Origin of the sequence: Modicisalibacter coralii (assembly GCF_004117855.1) — a bacterium.
Lineage (GTDB): Bacteria > Pseudomonadota > Gammaproteobacteria > Pseudomonadales > Halomonadaceae > Modicisalibacter > Modicisalibacter coralii.
Window position 1 is genome coordinate 24,885 of the sequence record NZ_QWBW01000009.1, and the last position, 21,756, is coordinate 46,640.

Genomic DNA, 21,756 nt, shown 5'->3' on the forward strand with positions numbered 1-21,756 from the left:
CAATATCGGGACTTTATCCCCTTAAAGTCATCGCCGCTCAAACTCTGGCCAGCGGCGGTAATACGGTGTCGCGGTGCCACGCCACGCGAGCCCTTGATACGTGCAAACCGCCTCGCCCTGGGCGAGCTGCTGGAGTTGGTGGGGCCAGATGATCGGCTCACGCTCCAGGGACTGACTGTGCGTGTACGTGTACTCGGAGCTGAGGAAACCGGGGTCTTCACTGGCACTGACCGCTTCGATCAAGCGGTCCACGCTGCCGATCTTGTCGCTCACCCACTGGGCCGTGCCATTGTCATTGAGGCGGAACACCAGGTGGAGGTCGCAGGCCCCCATGATGATATTCGGCCCCTCGTCGTTTTTCGTCCCATACGGCTGCATCTGCTCCCGGCTCTGCCAATACAACCATGTCGGCAGCTCGCGGGACCGGATGGTGTTCAGCTTCTGCACGAGTCCCGCCACCTGGGGCACGTTGCCGATCTCATCGAGCAACAACAGCACCGGCGCCCGGTTGGTGTGCTCGATCAGATAGCGCAGGACGTGGCCCATCATCACCGAGAACAGTCGGGCCGTGGTCTGCTGCTGGGACTCCTCGAATTGCAGGAACAGCCCCACGCGGCCCCGGCAGAGGTCGGCCAGTGTGAAATCCGACGCCGCCAGGGCCTCGCGGATCGCCGGGAAGCGCAGGAAACGGAGATTCGACTGGAAGGTCGCAAAGATCGAGCCCATCAGGCGCTCATTGTTGGCCATGATGCGCAGTCCGTTGGCCAGGTCGCGGGCGTCCGGCGACGGACTAGCGGCCAGCTCGCGCAGCAGCTCCCGGTGATCGCTGAATTGCGCAACATAGTCCCGCAGACTCGGCAGCGAAGCCCCGCCCGCAGCGTCGCGCAGGTGGCAGATGAGCGCGTCCAGGAGGTCGCGAGCCGACTCGATGAACACCGACTGTTCAGCATCATCTGTCGGCGGCACCAGGGCCGACGCCAGCTCGCCCACGGCTTCGGGGCTCTCCAGGTCATCGAGGGGGTTGTAACCCTCTCCACTCTGAGCCGTAGGGTTGAACGCCAGCAGGCGATAGCCCTTGGCCTCCAGGCGCTCGCGGACGATCTCGAGGATTTCGGGCTTGATGTCGTTGACGACGAACGAGCGGCCCGACTCGGCCCAGTCCAGCAGCTGAGCGACCAGGAAGGCCGTTTTGCCGGTGCCAGGCGGACCGATGACGCAGGCGCGGTCCTGGGTGCCGATATGCAGCGGCTGTCCTCCCACTTCGCCGGCGAGCACACCACCCGGCTGTGAGCGCCCCTGCACTGTTCGATGGATGGCGGGGTCAGCCAGCAGGTCCGGGCGATGCTTCTCCACCGAAGGTGTCGTGTCCCGAAGCCGCAGGAAAGCAGCGATCCCAGCCCCTACCAGGCCCACGACGATCACCAGCTGCACCAGCACGATGATGCCCCCACCAACACTGCGCACCAGGTCATACCAGGGCACGACAATAGCCGCCCACCACATGGCGACGATGGCGACGGGAGCCAAGAGCACCCAGCGCCGCGGGTCCGAGTCCGAATGGCGACGCTGCCACCAGGTCTGAGCACCCAGCAGCACCGCCACGGGCAGCAATACCGACCACAGCACTTGACCCGGATCGGCCGCCAGCGTTGTCATCGCATCGCCCCCGGTCAACAGGATCACCCCCAGCACCAAGGCGAACGCCTGAGCTGAGTAAATCAGCCCCCGCACCCCCTGGCTCCGAGGCGAAGGCAGCCAGCCTGGCGCCGGCACGTACCGTCCCCCTCCGACCAAGGTGCGGCCGAGCGTCCTCAGCGGGGCCAATAGCGACGCCACGATTTTGCGGGCGCGGCGCCAGTGCTCGCCGGCCTTTTGGCCTTCTTGGTGCCAAGAGTTCTCGCGCTCATCCATGCGGCAGTTCTCCCTGTCGTCATCCTCCCCCGAACAGGGCAGACACGCCCCGCTGAGGGTTCAGCAATGTGCCGATTATTCAGTCAAGATAAAGGCGCGTAAACTCCGCTTTTTCGGCCGATTTTGCCTTGTCTTGCCTTCGCTCGCCTAATTTGTAAACACCCTCTCAGAGCGCGGCGATCTTGTCGCGCTGCTCGGCGAGCACCTGACGACTGGCCTGGGCCTCGGCCAGCTTGGCGCGCTCCTTCTCCACCACCTCGGCCGGGGCCTTGGCGACGAAGCTTTCGTTGCCGAGCTTCTTCTCGATGCCGCCGATGAACTTGTCCTGCTTGTCGAGCTCCTTGGTCAGGCGCTCGATTTCGGCGTCCTTGTCGATCAGGTCGGCCATGGGCACCAGCACTTCCATGTCGCCGACCAGTTGCGTGGCGGCGAGCGGCGCCTGGGCAGGATCGTCGAGCCATTCGACGCTGGCCAGCTTGGCCAGCTTGGCGAGGAACACGCGGTTGGCGGCCAGCCGCTCACGGTCGGCGTCGCCGCCCTTGGTGAGCAGCACGTCGAGCGGCTTGCCGGGCGCCAGGTTCATCTCGGCGCGCACGTTGCGCACCGCGACGATCACGCCCTTGAGCCATTCGATGTCGCGTTCGGCGCTCTCGTCGAGGCGCGTGTCGTCAGCCTGCGGCCAGGGCTGGTTCATGATCGAGGCGTCCTCGGCCGCGGTGCCGGCGAGCGGCGCCACGCGCTGCCAGATCTCCTCGGAAATGAACGGCATCATGGGGTGTGCCAGGCGCAGGATCGCCTCGAGCACGCGAACCAGGGTGCGCCGGGTGCCGCGCTTGGCTTGCGGCGTCGCGGCGTCGTCCCACAGCACCGGTTTGGAGAGTTCCAGGTACCAGTCGCAGTACTCGTTCCAGACGAACTCGTAGAGCGCCTGGGAGGCCAGGTCGAAGCGATATTCCTCCAGCGCGCGGGTCACCTGGCGCTCGGTATGCTGCAGCCGCGAGACGATCCAGCGGTCGGCCAGCGACAGCGTCACCTCGCCGTCGAGGCCGCAATCCTCGCCCTCGGTGTTCATCAGCACGTAGCGCGAGGCGTTCCACAGCTTGTTGCAGAAGTTGCGGAAGCCGTCGAGACGGCCCATGTCGAACTTGACGTCACGCCCGGTGGTGGCCAGCGACAGGAAGGTGAAGCGCAGCGCGTCGGTGCCGTGGGGCTCGATGCCGTCTGGGAACTCGGCCCGGGTGGCCTTCTCGATGGCGCGGGCCTTCTGCGGCTGCATCATGTTGCCGGTGCGCTTGGCCACCAGCGTCTCGAGGTCGATACCGTCGATCAGATCGATGGGGTCGAGCACGTTGCCCTTGGACTTGGACATCTTCTGGCCCTGGGCGTCGCGCACCAGGCCATGGACGTAGACCTGCTTGAAGGGCACCTCGCCGGTGAATTTCAGGGTCATCATGATCATCCGCGCGACCCAGAAGAAGATGATGTCGAAGCCGGTGACCAGCACGCTGGTGGGGTGGAAGGTCGCCAGTTCCGGGGTCTTCTCGGGCCAGCCCAGGGTGGCGAAGGTCCACAGCCCGGCACTGAACCAAGTGTCCAGCACGTCCTCGTCCTGAGTGAGCGCGATGTCGGCATCGAGGCCGTGCTTGTCGCGCACTTCCGCCTCGGTGCGGCCGACGTAGACCTTGCCCTCGGCGTCATACCAGGCCGGGATGCGGTGGCCCCACCATAGCTGACGCGAGATGCACCAGTCCTGCAGGTCGCGCATCCAGGCGAAGTACATGTTCTCGTAGTTCTTGGGCACGAACTGGATGTCGCCGTTCTCGACCGCCTCGATGGCCGGCTTGGCCAGCGTTTCCACGGCGACGAACCACTGGTCGGTGAGCAGCGGCTCGATGACATCGCCTGAGCGGTCGCCATAGGGCAGGGTATTGGTGACGGTCTCGGTGGTCTCGAGCAGGCCGGCGGCGTCCATGTCGGCGACGATCCGCTCGCGGGCCGCGTAGCGGTCGAGCCCGGCGTAGGCCGCCGGCAGGGCGGGGTCGACGTCGGCGTTGGGCGTGCCGTCGAGGTTGAACACCTCGGCGCGCTCGCGAATGGTGGCATCCGGCGTGAAGACGTTGATCAGCACGTGGCCCTGACGCTTGCCCACCGCGTAGTCGTTGAAGTCGTGGGCCGGGGTGATCTTCACGCAGCCCGAGCCCTTGTCCATGTCGGCGTGCGCGTCGGCGACGATGGGGATGCGCCGGCCCACCAGCGGCAGTTCGATGAACTTGCCGATCAGCGAGGCGTAGCGCGGGTCCTCGGGGTTGACCGCCACGCCGGTATCGCCGAGCAGGGTCTCGGGGCGGGTGGTGGCGACCACCAGGTGGTCGAGCCCGGCATCCGTGGTCACGCCGTCGGCGAGCGGATAGCGGAAGTGCCAGAACTGGCCCTGTTGCTCCTTGTTCTCGACCTCCAGGTCGCTGATCGCGGTGTGCAGGGTCGGGTCCCAGTTGACCAGACGCTTGCCGCGGTAGATCAGGCCCTCGTCGAACAGCCGCACGAAGACTTCCTGCACCGCCTTGTAGAAGCCGTCGTCCATGGTGAAGCGCTCGCGGGACCAGTCGACACTGGCGCCCATGCGGCGCAACTGGCGGGTGATGTGGCCGCCGGATTCCTGCTTCCATTCCCAGATCTTGTCGGTGAATGCCTCGCGGCCCAGGTCGTGGCGGCTCTTGCCCTCCTCGGCGGCGACCTTGCGCTCGACCAGCATCTGGGTGGCGATCCCGGCGTGGTCGGTGCCCACCTGCCACAGAGTGTTGCGGCCCTGCATCCGCTTGTAGCGGGTCAGGGTGTCCATGATGGTGTCCTGGAAGGCGTGGCCCATGTGCAGGCTGCCGGTGACGTTGGGCGGCGGGATCATGATCGTGTAGGGCTGACCCTCGCCCGAGGGCGCGAAGCGATTGTCGGCTTCCCAGCGCTGGTACCAGCGGGTTTCGATCTGTTCGGGTTGGTAGGTCTTGTCCATGAGCGCTCTGCCTGACGGTGCCGGGTCGATCGCGGGCGTCGCGCATGTCGCGGCGCGCTGGCGATCGAAGGCGTGAGGAAAAATGGGCCCGATTATAGCGTTAGGAAAACACTGCATAAATGGCTGTGCGGGCAAATCACTTCGTTGTGCGGTGCTGGCGCGCCAGCCCGGTCGGAATCCTCACCTATACCCCATAGGCTCCGGTTCCTGTGCTCCGTACGCCTCGTGCTGTACGCCGCTCGCCGATTTATTCAGCGCTTCCTGAGCGACCGCGAACGTCATGGGCGGACGGGGCTGGCCTGGGGGCGATAGGGATAATGACCCCGGCGGTTTACGCGAAAAGTTGCCGACGTCCCTTGTCATGCCAGATGTCAGTCCTGGCTCAGAGCTTGTGGGCCTTGACCGGGTAGCCGCGCTGCTTGTAGGTCTGCCAGCAGTCGCGCTTGGCCTCGAGTACCGCCTGGTGCTGGTTGATGATCTCGGCGACCCGCTCGAAGCGCGAGAACCACTCGGGGATGCCGTCGTGCAGGTTGAGCAGGGCTTCGATGGGCGGGCTGTCGGTCCCCGGGTCCGGGGGCGCTTCCCAGCCCAGGGTCACCGGCGGTGTGGGTGAGACGCCGTCGGCGAGCAGGCCGTGGGGCAGATAGCTCTCGGGCTTGAAGGTCCACAGGCGCTCGTCCATGTCGCGGGCCATGGCTTCGTCGCGGGTATGGACGTGCAGCCGGTAGCCCTTGCGATGGATGGTCTCGGCCAGCCGGCAGGCGAAGTCGAGGCGCGCCTCGAGCGTGGTGTCGGGGAGGATGTAGAAATCGACGTGGGTCACGGTCAGGACCTGATAACGGGCTACGGGCTACGGGCTACGGGCTACGGGCTACGGGCTACGGGCTACGCGGAGCCCGTGGTCAGTGTCCACGCCCCCCAAGACCGAGGAGCCGTGGGAGCGAATTCATTCGCGACAGAAATGGCTAAATTTCATCGGGAACGAGTTCCCTCCCACAAAAGCCTTCGATCTTGATGACTTAGGCCAGCCGGGTAAGCCAGCCACGCTTGTCCTCGGCGCGGCCGTACTGCAGGTCGAGCAGCCGGGTGCGCAGGCGCTTGGCGTATTCGCCGCCGTTGTCGCCGGTCAGCCGCAGGCGTTCGTCGTCGCTGACCAGTTCGCCGACCGGGGTGACCACCGCGGCGGTGCCGCAGGCGAAGACCTCGGCCAGCTCGCCGGACGCGGCGCCTTGGCGCCACTCGTCGATGCTGATGTGGCGCTCCTCCGGGGTCAGGCCCTCCTCGCGGGCGAGCTCGATGATCGAATCGCGGGTCACGCCCTCGAGGATGGTGCCGGTCAGTTCGGGGGTGACGATGCGCCCGTCCTTGAAGACGAAGAACAGGTTCATGCCGCCGAGCTCCTCGATCCAGCGGTTCTCGACCGCGTCGAGGAAGGCCACCTGGTCGCAGCCGTGGGCCTCGGCTTCCTTCTGGGCGGCCAGCGAGGCGGCGTAGTTGCCACCGCACTTGGCGTAGCCGGTGCCCCCCGGCGCGGCGCGCTTGTAGTTCGATGACAGCCAGATCGAGACCGGCTTGACGCCGCCCTTGAAGTAGGCCGCCGCGGGGGAGGCGATCACGTAGTAGTCGACCTCCTTGGACGGGCGCACGCCGAGGAAGGTCTCGCTGGCGATCATGAACGGGCGCAGGTAGAGGCTGGTCTCCTCGCCATCCCGCGGGGTCGGGACCCAGGCGCTGTCCTGGGCGAGCAGTGCCTTCAGCGAGCCGATGAAGTCCTCGTCGGAGAGTTCGGGCAGTGCCAGACGGCGTGCCGAGGCGCGAAAGCGCGCGGCGTTCTTCTCGGGGCGGAAGGTCCACACCGACCCGTCGGCGTGACGGTAGGCCTTGATGCCTTCGAAGATCTCCTGGCCGTAGTGCAGTACCGCGGCGGCCGGGTCGAGGGTCAGCGGCCCGTACGGGCGGACTTCGCGACCGTGCCAGCCGGCATCCGGCGTCCAGCGGATGTGGGCCATGTGATCCGTGAAATGGCGGCCGAAACCGGCGTTGCCGAGAATCTGTTCGCGGATGGCGGGATCCGTGGGATGGGCGGTCGGCCGGACATCGAAGCCTGAAGTGGTCACCGGGAGTCTCCGTAGCTGATAGGCGGTCGGCGCACAGTGGGTCCGACTCGTCGTTAGACGTCGTTCGTTTCGCGCGGACACCGCTCGAGACTGGCCGGGGAGGGCCGGACGGGCGGTGCCGGGGGTTGTGTCGAGAATGACACAAACGCCACGGGCCGGGAAAGCCCGGCCCGTGAATCGTCGACTTTTCGCACAACCCCTAAGACGTTAGCATGCAAATGGCTGCTTGCGAAGCCTCAGGCGTCGTCGGTCGCCACCACCTCGGCCTCGCGATCCAGCAGGTACTGGGTCAGCAGGCCCACCGGACGGCCGCTGGCCCCCTTCTCCTTGCCGCTGGTCCAGGCGGTACCGGCGATGTCCAGGTGCGCCCAGGGGAAGGTATCGGCGAAGCGCGACAGGTAGCAGGCCGCGGTGATCGACCCCGCCGGGCGGCCGCCGATGTTGGCCAGATCGGCGAAGTTGGAGTCGAGCTGGCTCTGGTAGTCGTCCCACAACGGCATGTGCCAGGCGCGGTCCCAGGCGGTCTCGCCGGCGTCGAGCAGGTCGAGGGCGAGGTCGTCGTCGTTGGCGAACAGCGCGCTGGCGTGATGGCCGAGGGCGATGATGCAGGCCCCGGTGAGCGTGGCGATGTCGACCACACTGGCCGGCTGGTAGCGCTCGGCGTAGGTCAGGGCGTCGCACAGTGCCAGGCGACCCTCGGCGTCGGTGTTGAGTATCTCGACGGTGAGCCCCTTGAGGGTCTTGATGATGTCGCCGGGCTTGGTGGCGTGGCCGTCGGGCATGTTCTCGGCGCTGGCGACGATCGCCACCATGTTGATGCGGGGCTTGAGGCCGAGCACCGACTTGACGGTACCGAACACGCTGGCGGCGCCGCACATGTCGAACTTCATCTCGTCCATCTCGGCGCCGGGCTTGAGCGAGATGCCGCCGGTGTCGAAGGTGATGCCCTTGCCCACCAGCACGTGCGGGGCCTCGTCAGGGTCCTCGGCGCCCTGATAGCGCATCACGATCAGCCGCGAGGGCTCGGCGCTGCCGCGACCCACCGAGAGCAGGGTGTTGGCGCCCAGGGCCTCGAGCGCTTCCTCGTCGAGGATCTCCACGCTCAGCGCACCGCCGGAATCGCGACCGAGCTCCTCGGCCTGGGCGGCCAGATAGCTGGGCGTGCAGACATTGCCCGGCAGGTTGCCCAGGGTGCGCGCGTAGTTGACGCCATCGCCGACCGCCTGGCCGACCCGTGCGCCGCGCTCGCTGGCCTCGGCGTCGCCGGCTTCGCTGACCAGCTGGCTGACCTTGGCCAGGCGCGGCGCCGGGGCGGGCTCGGACTTGAACTCGGTGAAGCGATAGACCGCACGCAGCGCCGCCTCGGCGGTCATACGGGCCTTCCAGTCGGCGCCACGGTCGGGAACCGGCACGTCGTTGAAGGCGGTCACCGCCTCGTCGATGGGCAGCTTGGCCAGGGCGTTGAAGGTGGCGTCGAGGGCCTTGCGGAAATTGCCTTCGTTGCACTTGGCGCGCTCGCCCAGCCCGACCAGCAGCAGGCGCTCGCCAGCCAGCCCCGGGGCGAACGGGACCAGTTGCACGTTGCCGAGCCCGGCATCGAAGTCGCCGCGCTCGATCAGCTGGCCGATCAGGCGTTCGCTGGCATCGTCGAGCTTGGCGGCCACCGGGAGCAGGTCACCATCCTTGAACACCGGGATCACGAAGCAGGCCGTTTCGACCTTGGCCGGATTGACGGTGAGAACGGGAAATTCCATGGCGTCTCCACAGGACATGAGAGTGGTCCTCGCGACCGTGCGTCGCTTGGCGAGACAGCGGTCCGGGGAATCTGGATAATGCCGGCATCGAGCGTGGCCGGCTGGCTTTCCAGTGTACGCAAAGCATGGCGGCATTGCATGGCACGCAGGCGTCGTCGACGGCCCCAGGCTGCGGCCACTCCGGCGCGGCGTGCTATCGTGAACGCGCCAGGCCCGCCCGCTGCGCCACGGAAGGGGGCGCTGACCGGCCCCAGGGAGACCGCTTTTGATTATCTTTCGTTACCTGACCCGCGAGATCCTGATCACCATGGCCGCCGTCGCCGGCGTACTGCTGCTGGTGATCATGGGCAGTCGTTTCATCCGCTATTTCTCGGACGCCGCCGCCGGCGAGATCCCGGTCAGCATGCTGGGTACCCTGATGCTGCTGCACATGCCGGGCTTTCTCGAACTGATCCTGCCGCTGGCGTTCTTCCTGGGCATTCTGCTCGCCTACGGCCAGCTATATCTCAACAGCGAGATCACCGTGCTCGTCGCCTGCGGGGTCGGCCCCAATCGGCTGCTCAAGGTGACCATGCTGCCGGCGCTGGTGGTCACCGTGCTGGTCGCGACTTGCAGCCTGTGGCTGACCCCGTCCGGCAAGCGTCAGAACGACACCCTGATCGCCGAGCAGGAGAGCCGGCTGGATTTCTCGGCCCTGCAGCCCGGGCGCTTTCAGGATTTCGGCGACGGGCGCACCGCCTACACCGAATCGCTCAACGACGACAAGACGCGCATGCAGGAGGTGTTCATCAGCGAGCGCCAGCGGCGCGATGACGGCGGGCCGGAGACCGTGGTGACCCGCGCCGAGGGCGGCTACCAGACCGTCGATCCCGAGACGGGCAGCCGCTTTCTGGTGCTCAACGACGGGCAACGCTACGGCGTCGACCCGGGGCGCAACGTCGCCGAGCGGCTCGTGTTCGGGACCTATGCGGTGCGCCTGTCGCGCGCCGCCGACATGGCCCAGCTCGACGATGCCGAATACCGGCCCACCGCCGAGCTGTTCGGACGCGACACCCCCGAGGCGATGGCGCAACTGCAGTGGCGCTTCAGCATGCCGCTGATGATCCCCATCCTGACCCTGCTGGCGTTTCCGCTGTCGCGGGTCAACCCGCGCCAGGGGCGCTTCGCCAAGCTGTTGCCGGCGATCTTCCTGCACATCAGCTACTTGAGCCTGCTGCTCGCCGCGCTCGACGCCATCGGTCGCGGTGCCCTGGCGCCGGCGATCGGCATGTGGCCGATTCACCTCGGCTACCTGCTGCTGGGGCTGTGGCTGACCCGACGTTCGCAACTGGTGGGGGGCCGCTGATGTTCGGCGATCGTTTCGACCGTTACCTGGCCCGCAACGTGCTGGCCGCCATCCTGGTGGTCCAGCTGGTGCTGCTGGGCCTGGACATGGTGATCAGCTTCATCAACGATCTGAGCGACGTCGAGGGGGGCTACACGGCCTTCGACGTGCTGCTCTACCAGGGGCTGCACATGCCCTGGCGCTTCTATCAGTACGCTCCGGTGGCGGTGCTGATCGGCTCGCTGATCGGCCTGGGCAGCATGGCCTCGAGCAATGAATTGACGGTCATGCGCGCCGCGGGGCGTTCGCTCACGCGGATCATCTGGGGGGTACTCAAGCCGGTCGCGCTGGTGGTCGTTGCGGTGTTGTTGATCGCCGAATTCGTCAGCCCGCGGACCGAGCAGTTCGCCCTGGCCTGGCGGCTCGAGCAGATGGAGGGGGCCGGCGCCGTGCTCAGCGAGCGTGGCGGCTGGCAGCGCGAGGGCGACAGTTACTACCGGTTCGGCGCGATCCGCGCCGACGACACCGTGGTCGACGTGACGCGTTACCGTTTCGAGGGCCACCGGCTGGTCAGTGCCACCCATGCCCGCCGCGCGGTATGGCAGGACGACCACTGGGTGCTCGAGGACGTCGACGTGACCCGCTTCGACGACGAGGCCACCCACGCCGAGCACAGGGCCAGCGCCACCTGGGACACCCAGCTCTCTCCGACTCAGCTCAACCGCCTGCTGCGCGACATCGACAGTCAGGCGCCCAGCGAACTCTGGGCCTACGCCCGGTATCTGCACTCCCAGGGCCTCTCGGCGACCCAGCCGCTGCTCTACTTCTGGCAGAAGATGCTGATGCCGCTGACCATGGCCTCGCTGGTGCTGGTCGCTGCCTCCTTCGTGTTCGGCCCGCTGCGCACCGTGGCCGCCGGCACCCGGGTGTTCTACGGGGTGATCGTCGGGCTGTCGTTCAAGTACCTCCAGGACCTGCTGGCGCCGGCGTCGACGCTGTTCGGCTTCTCGCCGGTGTGGGCGGTGCTGGTGCCCACGCTGGCCTGCGTGTTGCTGGGGTTGTATCTGCTGCGACGCAGTGGCTGAAGACGCCGCCATGCCGCGTCGTCGCTGCGTGCCGTCCGATGGGCGCCAACCGGCCGGACTGGCGCGACGCCTGGCGGCGATGGGCTACGACACCCTGGTGTTGATCGCGCTGTGGATGCTGGTGGCGTTCATCGGCGTCGCCGCCAACGGCGGCGAGGCGGTCACGGGACCGTCGTTCCGTCTGATACTGCTGCTGGTTACCTTGCTGTTCTTCATCGTCTGCTGGCGGCGCGGTGGCATGACGCTGGGCATGCAGGCCTGGCGGTTGCGGCTCGAGACCCGTGACGGGCGCAGGCCGTCCATCGGCCAGTGCCTGATTCGCCTGGGGGTCGCCGGGGTGTCGCTGCTGGCTCTGGGGCTCGGCCATGGGTGGGTGCTCATCGACCGCGAGCGGCGCAGCTGGGCGGACATCGCCTCGCACACCCGTGTGGTGGTGCAGCCACGGCGCCGGCAAGACTGAGCCCGGCGTGTCGGGAAACCTGTCGTGAGGGAGGCTGTCACATTGGGGCGGCTGTAACACTATTGATACGATAGTTTTTGGTGTATCGGGTTGCGGCAACATATGCGAATCATTTACATTCGAACTCGCGTTACCAAGCGAGGTGCTCCAATGTACGTATGTCTCTGCAAGGGTGTTTCGGATCATGCCATCCGTCGGGCCGTCGAGGAGGGCGCGCGTAGCTGGCGCGATGTCCGCGAGCAGACCGGCTGCGCCACCCAGTGCGGCAAGTGCGCCTGCGTGGGCAAGACCATCGCCCGCGATGCCATCGCCCGTCAGACCACCCCCGATTACGACCTCGCCTACGCGGTCTGAAACGCCTCCGAGCTGCACCTCGTTGCTATCCGTCACTCGCTGGCGGATGCGATATGTTCAACGTAACTCATTGCTCTGATTGGACTTTTTTGAAATCTTGGGCAATACTCTCCGAATCGGCAGCGCCGACGTCGGGCCACGTCGTGCGCAATCACGCAGAACAAGGCTGACGAGGAGATTTTCATGAAGGGTGATCCGAAGGTCATCGAGTACCTCAACCGCGGGTTGGGCAACGAGCTGGTGGCGATCAACCAGTACTTCCTGCATGCCAGGATGTACAAGGATTGGGGCTTGAAGGTTCTGGCCGACTGGGAGTACGAGGAGTCGATCGAGGAGATGCGTCACGCCGATTCCTACATCGAGCGCATCCTGTTTCTCGAGGGCGTGCCCAACCTTCAGGATCTGGGCAAGCTGCACATCGGCGAGAATACCCGCGAAATGCTCGAGAGCGATCTCAAGATCGAGCACCAGGGGCGTGACGATCTGCTCGAGGCGATCGCCTACTGTGAGCAGGTTCGCGACTACGTCAGCCGTGACCTGTTCCGTCGCATCCTCGACGACGAGGAAGAGCACATCGATACCATCGAGACCGAGCTGGGTCTGATCGACAAGGTGGGTATCGAGAACTACCTGCAGAAGAAGATGCACGCGGAAGCCGGCGACTGAGTCCGACTCCCGTTGCCGAGGCATATCGACGCCGAGGGCGCCCCAGGGGCGCCCTCGGCGTTTTTGCGTGTCTGCTGCGAAGGGAAGGGCGTCGTCAGCCCAGATCGTTGACCAGCAGTTCCTCGACCGCGGCGATACGCTCGCGAAGCTGGGTCTCGTTGGGCGCCAGCACGGTGATGTGGCCGATCTTGCGGCCCGGCCGGGGGGCCTTGCCGTAGTCGTGCCAGCGAGTGCCGGGGATGGCGAGTACCGCATCGCGCTCGGGCAGGGCACCGATCACGTTGAGCATCGCACAGGGAACCAGGCGCTCGGTGTCGCCCAGCGGCAGACCGGCGATCGCCCGCAGGTGGTTCTCGAACTGGCTGGTCACCGCGCCCTCGATGCTCCAGTGGCCGGAGTTGTGGACCCGGGGCGCGATCTCGTTGGCCAGCAGGGCGTCGTCGGCGACGAAGAACTCGAAGGCCATCACGCCGACGTAGTCGAGCCGATCGAGAACCCGGCGGGCGTAGTCGCCGGCCAGCGCCTGCAACGGGTGATCGGCCAGCGGCACCGAGCAGTGCAGCATGCCCTGGCGGTGTTCGTTCTGCACCAGTGGCCAGACGCGGGTCTCGCCGACCCGATCGCGCACGGCGATCACCGAGACCTCGTGATCGAAGTCGACGAAGCCTTCCAGCACCATCGGCACCTCGCCCAGCTCGGCGAAGGCGCCCGCGACATCGCCGGCCTCGCGGAGCACCTTCTGGCCCTTGCCGTCGTAGCCCAGGGTGCGGGTCTTGAGCACTGCGGGCAGGCCGATCTCGGCCACCGCGGCGTCGAGGTCGGCCTGACCGTCGATCGCCGCCACCGGCGGCAGCGGGATGTCGAGATCGCGGAACAGGGTCTTCTCGGCCCAGCGGTCGCGGGCCGTGGCCAGCGCCTGGGCGGGGGGAAAGGCCGGGCGCTGGTCGGCGAGACGGGCGACCACGTCGGCGTCGATGTTCTCGAACTCGAAGGTCACCACGTCGCTTTCGGCGATCAGCCGCTCGCGGGCCGCAGCGTCGTCCCAGGCGGCGCGGATGTGCGCGCCGTGCAGCGCGGCGCAGGGCGCCTCACCCGGGTCGAGAAAGGTGAAGCGGGCGTCGAAGCCGGCGCCGGCCTCGGCGAGCATGCGACCGAGCTGGCCGCCTCCGACGATACCGATACGCATGGTCACTGGCCTCCCTGGTCCTGCGCTCGCGGGTCCGGGGCGTCGAGCACGGCCCGGGTCTGCTCGGCGCGGAACGCCTCGAGGCGCTCGCGGATCTCGGGGTACTTGTTGCCGAGCATCGCCGCCGCCAGCAGGGCGGCGTTCACGGCACCCGCGCGACCGATCGCCAGGGTGCCGGTGGGGATGCCGGCGGGCATCTGGACGATCGACAGCAGCGAGTCGACGCCGCTGAGCATGCTCGACTGCACCGGCACGCCGAGTACCGGCAACACGGTCTTGGCGGCGGCCATGCCGGGCAGGTGGGCGGCGCCCCCGGCACCGGCGATGATCACCTCGAGGCCGCGCTCGGCGGCGCTGCCGGCGTAGTCGAACAGCAGATCCGGGGTGCGGTGGGCGGAAACCACCTGCACTTCATGCTCGATGCCCAGCTTGTCGAGGGTCTCGGTGGTGTGGCACAGGGTCGACCAGTCGGACTTCGACCCCATGATGACGCCTACCAGTGCGCTCATGCGTTTTCCCCTTGCGTCGCCGGACCGTGGCCCGAGACGGCCCGCTCGGGGTCTGGCGGCCAGGACGCGCTTGCTCGTCGATGGATTGCCGGGCGGGCCGCGATGCCCCCGGCGAGAAAGCGCCGGAGTATACCATCGACGCCCCTCGCCGGCAGCCGCCCGCCGGCGGTTACTTGAAGGCCGCCTCGAGCTCGAAGCGTGGCACCGGCTCGCCGGCGACCTCGACGGTCTCGCTGAACATCGTCAGCGGCCGGACCCACAGCCCGTAGTCGCCGTACAGGGCGCGATAGACCACCAGCGGCTCCTCGGTCTCGCTGTGATGGGCCAGGCCCAGGACCTCGTAGCTCTGCCCCTTGTAGTGGCGATAGATGCCCGGTACCGGCCGGGAGGCTTCATGATGCATCGGAGGACTCCTCGCTGAGAGAGATGCGCGCCGGACGCGCCGCCAGCCTGGCCAGCGTGCGCGAGGCGGCGACGAAGCCGAAGCTGCCGGTGACGAAGGTGGCCGCGCCGAAGCCGCTGGCGCAGTCGAGCCGGGTGGCCTCGCCGCTGCCCGGCTTCTGCAGGCAGACCTCGCCGTCGCTGCCCGGATAGACCAGTTGCTCGTCAGAATAGACGCATTCGACGCCGAACCGGCGCTTGGGGTTGCGCGAGAAGCCGAAATCGCGCCGCAGCCGGGCGCGGACCTTGGCCAGCAGCGGGTCGTGCTCGGTGCGCGTCAGGTCGGCGACGCGGATCCGCGTGGGATCGGTCTGGCCGCCCGCGGCACCGGTCACGGTCAGCCCCAGCTTGCGCCGCTTGCACCAGTGGATCAGCGCGGCCTTGGCGACGACGCTGTCGATGGCGTCGATCACGTGATCGGCGTCGTCCGGGATGCGCTCGGCGAGGTTGGTCGGGGTGACGAAGGCGCTGTCGGCGATGACCTCGATGCCCGGATGGATGGCCCGACAGCGCTCGGCCAGCACCTCGACCTTGGGCCGACCGATGGTGCCGTCCAGGGCGTGCAACTGGCGGTTGACGTTGGACACGCAGACGTCGTCGAGATCGATCAGCGTCAGCCGGCCGATCCCGGCCCGGGCCAGCGCCTCCACGGCCCAGCTGCCCACGCCGCCGACGCCGACCACCACCACGTGGGCGCGACGGAACCGTTCGGCGGCCCGGGCGCCGTAGAGGCGGCGGATGCCGCCGAAGCGAAAGGCGTAGTCGTCGGTCATGGCGATTCCTCGCAGGCGTCCTGGGTCGTGTGGGGGGCTGTCGCATCGGCGAGCCAGCGGTAGCCGTCGCGGGGGGCGTGACCGGCCCAGCCGAAGCGCATGAAGAGTGTCTGCATGTCCGGCTCCAGCGCACCGCTCAGCTCGAGCATCGCCTGGCGACGGGGATGCCACAGGCGCAGCCCGATGGCGGCGAGCAGCAGTCGATCGCAATCCAGCCGCTCGCGAAAGAATCGATTGTGCACGCCCTTGCCATGCTTGGCGTCGCCGATGATCGGGTAACCGCGCCGCGACAGGTGGCGGCGGATCTGGTGACGGCGGCCGGTCTGCGGGCGGGCTTCCATCAACGAGTAGCGCGCCGTGGGGTAACGGTCGACCGTCACCGGCAGCTCGACGCTGTCGAGCCGGCGTACCACGGTGCGCGCCGGTTGGGCGGGCATCTCGGCCTTGGGGCGGCGGGCGTCCTCCTCGCGCAGGGCGGCATCGAGCACGTCGTGCTCGGGGCCGAGACCGCGCACCACCGCCAGATAGCGCTTCGCCACGCGCTGGGCGGTGAAGGCCTCGCCGAGTTCCCGGGCCGTGTCGGCGTCGAGGGCGAACAGCAGAAGGCCCGAGGTCGGCCGGTCGAGACGGTGCACGGGATGGACGTGTCGGCCCAGCTGGTCGCGCAGCGTCTGCAGCGCGAAGCGGGTCTCGCCGCGCGCCAGTGCCGTGCGGTGGACGAGCAGGCCCGAAGGCTTGCGCACCGCGACGAGGCTCTCATCCTGGTAGACGATCGGCAGTGGCTCGCTCACGGTCGATGGGGTCCTGTCTCGAAAGGGGCGGGCATTGTCGCCGTTCCGGGGGTGGGCTGTCATCCCGGCGGCTTGCCGTGTGCCGCCGGAGCGGTGCTATAGTCGATGCCCTTCTCTTGCGACGGAGCCAGCGACATGAGCGAGACCCGCCCACGGCGCCTGGTGGTGCTGACCGGGGCCGGCATCAGTGCCGAGAGTGGCCTGAAGACCTTTCGCGACGGTAACGGCCTGTGGGAGGACCACGCCGTCGAGGACGTCGCCACCCCCGAAGCCTGGGCGCGCGACCCCGGGCTGGTGCTGCGCTTCTACGACGCGCGCCGCGACCAGGTACGCCGGGCCCGACCCAACCCGGCGCATCAGGCGCTGGCGCGGCTCGAGCAGGCCGGCTTCGCGGTGCATATCGTTACTCAGAACATCGACGACCTCCACGAGCGTGCCGGCTCCTCGGACGTGCTCCATCTGCACGGCGAGGTACTCAAAGCGCGCTCCAGCGTCGATCCGCGGCTGGTCTACCCGCTGGCCCGCGGCGGCATCCGGCTGGGCGATCTGTGCGACAAGGGCAGCCAGTTGCGCCCCCACGTGGTGTGGTTCGGCGAGGCAGTGCCCGCCTATCCGCAAGCCTGCGACATCGTCGCCGAGGCCGATCTGCTGCTGGTGGTCGGCACCTCGCTGGCGGTGATGCCGGCGGCGATGCTGATCGATGCCGCCCCCGTCGAATGTCCCTGTCTGCTGGTCGACCCCAAGGCCAGCGAGGTCTCGCCGCGTTGGGTCACCGCCGTCGACGAGCCGGCGAGCACCGGGGTGCCGCGGCTGGTCGATCACTGGTTGCAGGCCGGCGCCCTGAGCGCACCGTAGGCAAGGCAGGCGTCAGTTCGGCGACTTCACCTCGGCGCGCAGCCTGGCGCCGGCCTGGCAGCTCAGCCGGTCGCTGACGATGGTCCCCTCGACCACGGCGCACGACAGCAATTCCACCTGTCGGATCGCCTGCAGACGGCCGGATACCCGACCGTCGACCACCACGTGCCGGGCCGCGATGCCCTCCTGGACCTCGCCACCGGCGGCGACCGTGACACGCTGCCCGGTCGCCTCGATGTCGCCCGCGACGTGGCCGCAGACGGTCACCGGCTCATCGGCGAGGATGCGGCCGCGGACCCGCAGCGACGCGCCCACCAGGGTTCCCGGCGGCTCGGGGAGCATCACGCTGGTCTCCGGCGACGACGCGGCGGAGATCGCGGGCAGCGTGGCCGGTCGGGCACCGCCGTGTGATCCGCCGGTCGACGCGCTCGGCCGCGTCGCGTCGTGATGGGCCTGCCGACGCCGCCCATCCAGCAGGATGAGCAGCACGCCGATCAGCCCGAGCAGGATCAACCAGCCACTGACTTCCATTGGCATGTCTGCATTCCAAGACGTTTCAGGGCGTACTGTGCCGCAAAGCCGGCGCGCTGAACACCGGCCAGCGTTTGCCCAACGTTTGCCAGTGCCATGTGATGACGACGGCGGAAGGCGTTTCAATGGCGGGTGCTGCCATGGCGCAGCTCGTCCCCCTGCACGGAGTCCCGAAACATGTTCAACAAGTCCCACCGTGGCGGTGCGGCGGAGACGCCGGACGTCGCCCCGCCGGAACGCCCGGCGCCGCCCAGCGGCAAGACGCGACGCATCGCCACGATCGGCGCGGCAACGCGGGTCGAGGGTGACATCGTCGGTGACGAGGACCTGCACATCGAAGGCCGGGTGACGGGCCGCGTCGAGTGCAAGCAGAGCACGGTCACGATCGGTGGCGAGGGTGAGGTAAACGGCGATGTCTTCGCCCATGCGATGAGCGTGGCCGGCCGCGTGGAGGGCCGGTTGATCGTCGCCCACAAGGTGACGCTGCGGGACAGCGCGCGGGTCACCGGCACGATCATCTGTCCGTGCCTGGTGCTCGAGGATGGCGGCGTCTTCCACGGCAGTGTCGACATGGACCCCGACAACGCCATTCTCGCCGAGGCTTTCGACGATGACCACGCCGCGTCGGCTTCCACGCCGGCGATGAGCGTGCCGGTGGCTGCCGACGATGGCGGTGATGACGAGGTCGACGAGCGTTCCTGAGTATACGGTGCCGCGGATTGGGTCGCCCCGGCGCGGGGCGCGAAGGTCGGCTTTCGCGGTCGAGGGCGTTGCGGCATGATAGCCGGCTAAGCAAGGCCCGTGGGCCATTACGCCAAGAGCCGTGCTCAGCGGCCGTCTTCGACCCTCCAACGCCAGGACACATAACGCATGTCGATCTTCGAACGCATCAACCGTCTGTTTCCCCTGTGGGCCGTGCTGCTCGCGGTCATCGCCGCCTTCGTGCCCGACCTGTTCACCGGGCTGGCCGGTTACATCAAGACCCTGCTGGTGGTGATCATGTTCGCCATGGGGCTGACCCTCACCAAGGGCGATTTCGCGCGGGTGGTGAAAGCGCCCAAGCCGATCGCCGTGGGTGTGGTGCTGCAGTTTCTGATCATGCCGCTGGCGGCGCTGCTGGTGTCCAAGCTCCTGGGGCTCTCGCCCGAGCTGACCATCGGCATGGTGCTGGTCGGCGCCACCGCCGGCGGTACCTCGTCCAACGTCATGACCTGGCTGGCCGGTGGCCATGTGGCGCTGTCGGTATCGATGACCATGGTCTCGACGCTGATCTCGGTGTTCGCCACGCCGCTGCTCACCCTGCTGCTGGTCGGCCAGAGCGTCGATGTGCCGGTGGCCGGCATGCTGATGAGCATCGCGCAACTGGTAGTGGCGCCGATCGCCCTGGGCGTGGTGATCCACCATCTGCTCGGCGAGCGCATCCAGGCCGTCGAACCGGCGCTGGCGACGCTGGCCATGGCGGCCATCGTGCTGATCATCGCCATCGTCGTGGCGCTCAACGCCGGACGCCTGGCGACGCTGGGGCCGATCGTCGCGCTGGCGGTGATCGCCCACAACGGCATCGGTCTGGCCGCCGGCTACGGCCTGGCGCGGGCGCTGCGCTTCGACACCCGCACCGCGCGGACCATCGCCTTCGAGGTGGGCCTGCAGAACTCCGGCCTGGCGGTGACGCTGGCCAACCAGTTCTTCACCGCCACGTCGGCGCTGCCCGGGGCGCTGTTCTCGGTCTGGCACAACGTCTCCGGCTCGCTGCTGGCGGGCTACTGGAAGCGTCGCCCGGTGGACGACGGGGCCCGTAAGCCGGCTCTCGGCACGGACTGACCTCTCCGCTGAGGACGACGGGCCGGGCATGCTAGAATGCCCGGCCCGTTTCGTTGGTGACCCGATTCCCGATGAGAGATGCCCTGCACGACACCACCGCTTCCAGCGGTGAGGCCGACCCGCCGCGCAAGCCCTTCAAGGCGCGCGGGAGCTTCGTCGAGCGCTGTGATACCTGCCGTCTGCCAGCGCTCAACTGCCTGTGCCCCTACCGGGTCTCTGCCGGGAGCCGGACCCGGGTCTGGCTGCTGACCCACCCGCTGGAGCACTACAAGCCCACCAACACCGGGCGGCTGATCGGTCACGTACTGCCCACCACCGAGGTGTTCACCTGGTATCGCACCGAGCCGGACGAACGCCTGCTGGCGCTGCTCGACGATCCGCGCTTCGCGCCCTTCGTGGTGTTCCCCGACGACCAGCCGGACTATGCCGAGCGGGTGGTGGGGCCCGAAGCGGTCGTCGCCGTCGGCGAGCAGGGACGCATTCCGGTGCTGATCCTGCTCGATGGCACCTGGCGCCAGGCCCGGCGGATCTTCCGCAAGAGTCCTTATCTCGCCGCGTTGCCGGTATTGCCGCTGCACACGCAGCGACACACCCGCTATCACCTGCGCAAGCCGGCCTCGGCGTCGCATCTGTGCACCGCCGAGGTCGCCGCCGAACTGCTGCGTCAGGTCGGCGACACGGCGGCGGCGGACGTGCTCGACGACTATTTCGACGCCTTCAACGACAGCTATGCCGCCAGCCGGCGGCACAGCAAGCTGGAGGGGCCGACGCCGGCAATGCGGCGTCTGCGCTCGCGGCGTCGCGACTGACGGACCGCACGCGGCTCGACCCGGAGGCTCACACGTCGCGGGCTTCCTGGAACCGTCCCTTGCCGTCCTGCTTGGCCCGGTAGAGCGCCTGATCCGCCCGGGCGATCAACTGCTCGATACGCTCGCGGTTCGCGCCCCGCCAATCCTCGCAGTGGACGAGTCCGATGCTCAGCCCGAATTCCGTATGGACCCGACCGAGATCGGCGGTGATCTCTATCAGGCGTTGCGCGACCGTCCGGCTCGCGTCGGCGTCGGCGCCCGGCAGCAGGATCACGAATTCATCGCCGCCCCAGCGTGCCAGGATGTCATCGGCGCGCAGGGCGTCGCTCATGAGGGTGGCGATCTGATGCAGCAACTGGTCACCCTTCAGGTGCCCATGGGTGTCATTGATGCGCTTGAAGCCGTCGAGATCGATGAACAGCAGGCCGGCCGGCATCGGCGCCCGACCCGGGCCGCGCACCGCCAGTGCCTCGCGAAACCAGCCTTCCCGGTTCAAGAGTTCGGTCAACGGATCCCGGTGCGCCTTTTGCCGGCTCTGATACTCGTCGAGCAGCAACTGGGCCGACATTTTGTGAAGCGTGCGGGTCATCATGTGCAGCGCCACCCAGAAGAAGGGGCCCTGCAGCAGGAGCACCCAGAACCAGGGTTCGGGCTGAAAGGGGACCGCAAGTTTGAGCGGCAGATCCAGCAGCAGGACCTGCAGCATGGCGTAACGGGGTGTGCCATGCGAGAACCCCGCTGCGATCGAGGCCAGGGCGACCATGCTGGAGATGGTCAATACCTGCAGGACGGTGTCGCCACTGAGCAGGCAGAGCGCGGTGCCGAGACCGGTGACGGCGCTCCATAGCAGGTTGGCCAGGTAGGCCTGGTCGGCCGGCGTCGCGATATGCTGCCTGTCCCAGCGTCGCTTGATCAGGTACTGCAGCCAGATGCGGTAAGCCGAGACTGACAGCGTGGCCAGACACCACACCCAGAACGCCGGTGTCGGATTGCGGTATACCGCGATCAGTGTCAGCAGGAGAATCGTGATCGTCCCCGACCACATGAAAGACGTCTGGATGGTGGGGCCGATCAGCAGGCTTTGCTGGATCGGCTTGGGCAGACGAGGGTCGCAGAGCAGCCAGTACATGCAGCGCCAGCGCGGCAGCGAGTAGGCACGAGGACGCGCGAAGAAGTTTGTCAGCATGGGCGGCTGGCCTTTTTGCGTGCAGGACGACGTCGTATGGCGATAGCCCCGTCTACCGTATCCTCGGATAGTCGTGACCGCCGTGTCAGGGGTGTTTGGTTTTTTTAAGGCCCTAGCCGTCTTATCGGCCGGCATAGGTTTGCCCTGAAGCGTTGCCGGCGCCGGTGGCACGGATT

Annotated in this window: 21 protein-coding genes; 9 read left to right on the top strand and 12 right to left on the bottom strand. The window is 67.6% G+C overall.

Going from position 1 to position 21,756, the window contains the following annotated elements; genetic code table 11:
* Positions 1-27: 27 nt before the first annotated feature.
* From D0901_RS05100 to D0901_RS05120, 5 genes are all read right to left on the bottom strand, one after another.
* Positions 28-1,911: a type IV secretory system conjugative DNA transfer family protein gene (locus tag D0901_RS05100; protein ID WP_129139218.1), complete on the bottom strand. Its 1,884-nt coding sequence runs from the start codon at positions 1,909-1,911 to the stop codon at positions 28-30.
* Between the two features lie 166 nt (positions 1,912-2,077).
* Positions 2,078-4,918, bottom strand: coding sequence for a valine--tRNA ligase (locus tag D0901_RS05105; protein WP_129139219.1), 2,841 nt, complete (start codon positions 4,916-4,918; stop codon positions 2,078-2,080).
* A 382-nt stretch (positions 4,919-5,300) separates the two neighbouring features.
* A complete protein-coding gene (locus D0901_RS05110; protein WP_129139220.1) occupies positions 5,301-5,741 on the bottom strand; it encodes a DNA polymerase III subunit chi in 441 nt (146 codons plus the stop codon).
* A 196-nt stretch (positions 5,742-5,937) separates the two neighbouring features.
* On the bottom strand, positions 5,938-7,035 hold the full coding sequence (locus tag D0901_RS05115) for a branched-chain amino acid aminotransferase (RefSeq protein ID WP_129139221.1): 1,098 nt from the start codon (positions 7,033-7,035) through the stop codon (positions 5,938-5,940).
* A 236-nt stretch (positions 7,036-7,271) separates the two neighbouring features.
* Positions 7,272-8,789 (bottom strand): leucyl aminopeptidase, encoded by a 1,518-nt coding sequence (locus D0901_RS05120; RefSeq protein WP_129139222.1) that lies wholly within the window; start codon positions 8,787-8,789, stop codon positions 7,272-7,274.
* Between the two features lie 265 nt (positions 8,790-9,054).
* Here D0901_RS05120 and lptF point away from each other — a divergent pair, with 265 nt between their 5' ends.
* The 5 genes from lptF to bfr all read left to right on the top strand — a co-directional run bounded on the left by lptF (position 9,055) and on the right by bfr (position 12,678).
* On the top strand, positions 9,055-10,134 hold the full coding sequence (gene lptF / locus D0901_RS05125; protein WP_129139223.1) for an LPS export ABC transporter permease LptF: 1,080 nt from the start codon (positions 9,055-9,057) through the stop codon (positions 10,132-10,134).
* Complete coding sequence (gene lptG / locus D0901_RS05130; RefSeq protein WP_129139224.1) at positions 10,134-11,198, top strand: LPS export ABC transporter permease LptG; 1,065 nt, start codon at positions 10,134-10,136, stop codon at positions 11,196-11,198. Before lptF ends, lptG begins: the two co-directional genes overlap by 1 nt.
* Before the next feature lie 10 nt (positions 11,199-11,208).
* Positions 11,209-11,658 carry an RDD family protein gene (locus tag D0901_RS05135; RefSeq protein WP_129139225.1) on the top strand — a complete coding sequence of 150 codons (450 nt, stop codon included), beginning with the start codon at positions 11,209-11,211 and terminating at the stop codon, positions 11,656-11,658.
* A gap of 150 nt (positions 11,659-11,808) precedes the next feature.
* Positions 11,809-12,012: a bacterioferritin-associated ferredoxin gene (locus D0901_RS05140; RefSeq protein ID WP_129139226.1), complete on the top strand. Its 204-nt coding sequence runs from the start codon at positions 11,809-11,811 to the stop codon at positions 12,010-12,012.
* A gap of 183 nt (positions 12,013-12,195) precedes the next feature.
* The gene (gene bfr / locus D0901_RS05145; protein WP_129139227.1) at positions 12,196-12,678 is read left to right on the top strand and encodes a bacterioferritin; all 483 of its coding nucleotides are present in this window, start codon (positions 12,196-12,198) and stop codon (positions 12,676-12,678) included.
* Between the two features lie 94 nt (positions 12,679-12,772).
* Here bfr and D0901_RS05150 read toward each other — a convergent pair whose 3' ends face one another.
* The 5 genes from D0901_RS05150 to D0901_RS05170 all read right to left on the bottom strand — a co-directional run bounded on the left by D0901_RS05150 (position 12,773) and on the right by D0901_RS05170 (position 16,378).
* A complete protein-coding gene (locus D0901_RS05150) occupies positions 12,773-13,864 on the bottom strand; it encodes a 5-(carboxyamino)imidazole ribonucleotide synthase (RefSeq protein WP_129139228.1) in 1,092 nt (363 codons plus the stop codon).
* Between the two features lie 2 nt (positions 13,865-13,866).
* Positions 13,867-14,373, bottom strand: coding sequence for a 5-(carboxyamino)imidazole ribonucleotide mutase (purE, locus tag D0901_RS05155; RefSeq protein ID WP_129139229.1), 507 nt, complete (start codon positions 14,371-14,373; stop codon positions 13,867-13,869).
* 169 nt (positions 14,374-14,542) lie between these two features.
* On the bottom strand, positions 14,543-14,776 hold the full coding sequence (locus D0901_RS05160) for a DUF1653 domain-containing protein (protein ID WP_129139230.1): 234 nt from the start codon (positions 14,774-14,776) through the stop codon (positions 14,543-14,545).
* Positions 14,766-15,587, bottom strand: coding sequence for a tRNA cyclic N6-threonylcarbamoyladenosine(37) synthase TcdA (tcdA, locus tag D0901_RS05165; protein ID WP_129139231.1), 822 nt, complete (start codon positions 15,585-15,587; stop codon positions 14,766-14,768). The genes D0901_RS05160 and tcdA overlap by 11 nt, the downstream gene beginning before the upstream one ends.
* A complete protein-coding gene (locus tag D0901_RS05170; RefSeq protein WP_233440362.1) occupies positions 15,584-16,378 on the bottom strand; it encodes a pseudouridine synthase in 795 nt (264 codons plus the stop codon). Before D0901_RS05170 ends, tcdA begins: the two co-directional genes overlap by 4 nt.
* A 135-nt stretch (positions 16,379-16,513) precedes the next feature.
* Between D0901_RS05170 and D0901_RS05175 the strand changes: the two genes are divergently transcribed.
* Positions 16,514-17,233 carry an SIR2 family NAD-dependent protein deacylase gene (locus D0901_RS05175; protein ID WP_129139233.1) on the top strand — a complete coding sequence of 240 codons (720 nt, stop codon included), beginning with the start codon at positions 16,514-16,516 and terminating at the stop codon, positions 17,231-17,233.
* A gap of 12 nt (positions 17,234-17,245) precedes the next feature.
* Here the strand turns inward: D0901_RS05175 and D0901_RS05180 are convergent, their stop codons facing one another.
* Positions 17,246-17,770 carry a bactofilin family protein gene (locus D0901_RS05180; protein ID WP_129139234.1) on the bottom strand — a complete coding sequence of 175 codons (525 nt, stop codon included), beginning with the start codon at positions 17,768-17,770 and terminating at the stop codon, positions 17,246-17,248.
* 171 nt (positions 17,771-17,941) lie between these two features.
* Between D0901_RS05180 and D0901_RS05185 the strand changes: the two genes are divergently transcribed.
* The 3 genes from D0901_RS05185 (at position 17,942) to D0901_RS05195 (ending at position 20,394) form a co-directional block, all read left to right on the top strand.
* Positions 17,942-18,466, top strand: a complete 525-nt coding sequence (locus D0901_RS05185) for a bactofilin family protein (RefSeq protein ID WP_129139235.1) — start codon at positions 17,942-17,944, stop codon at positions 18,464-18,466.
* Positions 18,467-18,634: 168 nt separating this feature from the next.
* Positions 18,635-19,585, top strand: a complete 951-nt coding sequence (locus D0901_RS05190; protein WP_129139236.1) for a bile acid:sodium symporter family protein — start codon at positions 18,635-18,637, stop codon at positions 19,583-19,585.
* A 71-nt stretch (positions 19,586-19,656) separates the two neighbouring features.
* The gene (locus tag D0901_RS05195; RefSeq protein WP_129139237.1) at positions 19,657-20,394 is read left to right on the top strand and encodes a tRNA-uridine aminocarboxypropyltransferase; all 738 of its coding nucleotides are present in this window, start codon (positions 19,657-19,659) and stop codon (positions 20,392-20,394) included.
* 28 nt (positions 20,395-20,422) lie between these two features.
* Here D0901_RS05195 and D0901_RS05200 read toward each other — a convergent pair whose 3' ends face one another.
* The gene (locus D0901_RS05200) at positions 20,423-21,580 is read right to left on the bottom strand and encodes a GGDEF domain-containing protein (RefSeq protein WP_162500825.1); all 1,158 of its coding nucleotides are present in this window, start codon (positions 21,578-21,580) and stop codon (positions 20,423-20,425) included.
* Positions 21,581-21,756 lie beyond the last annotated feature (176 nt).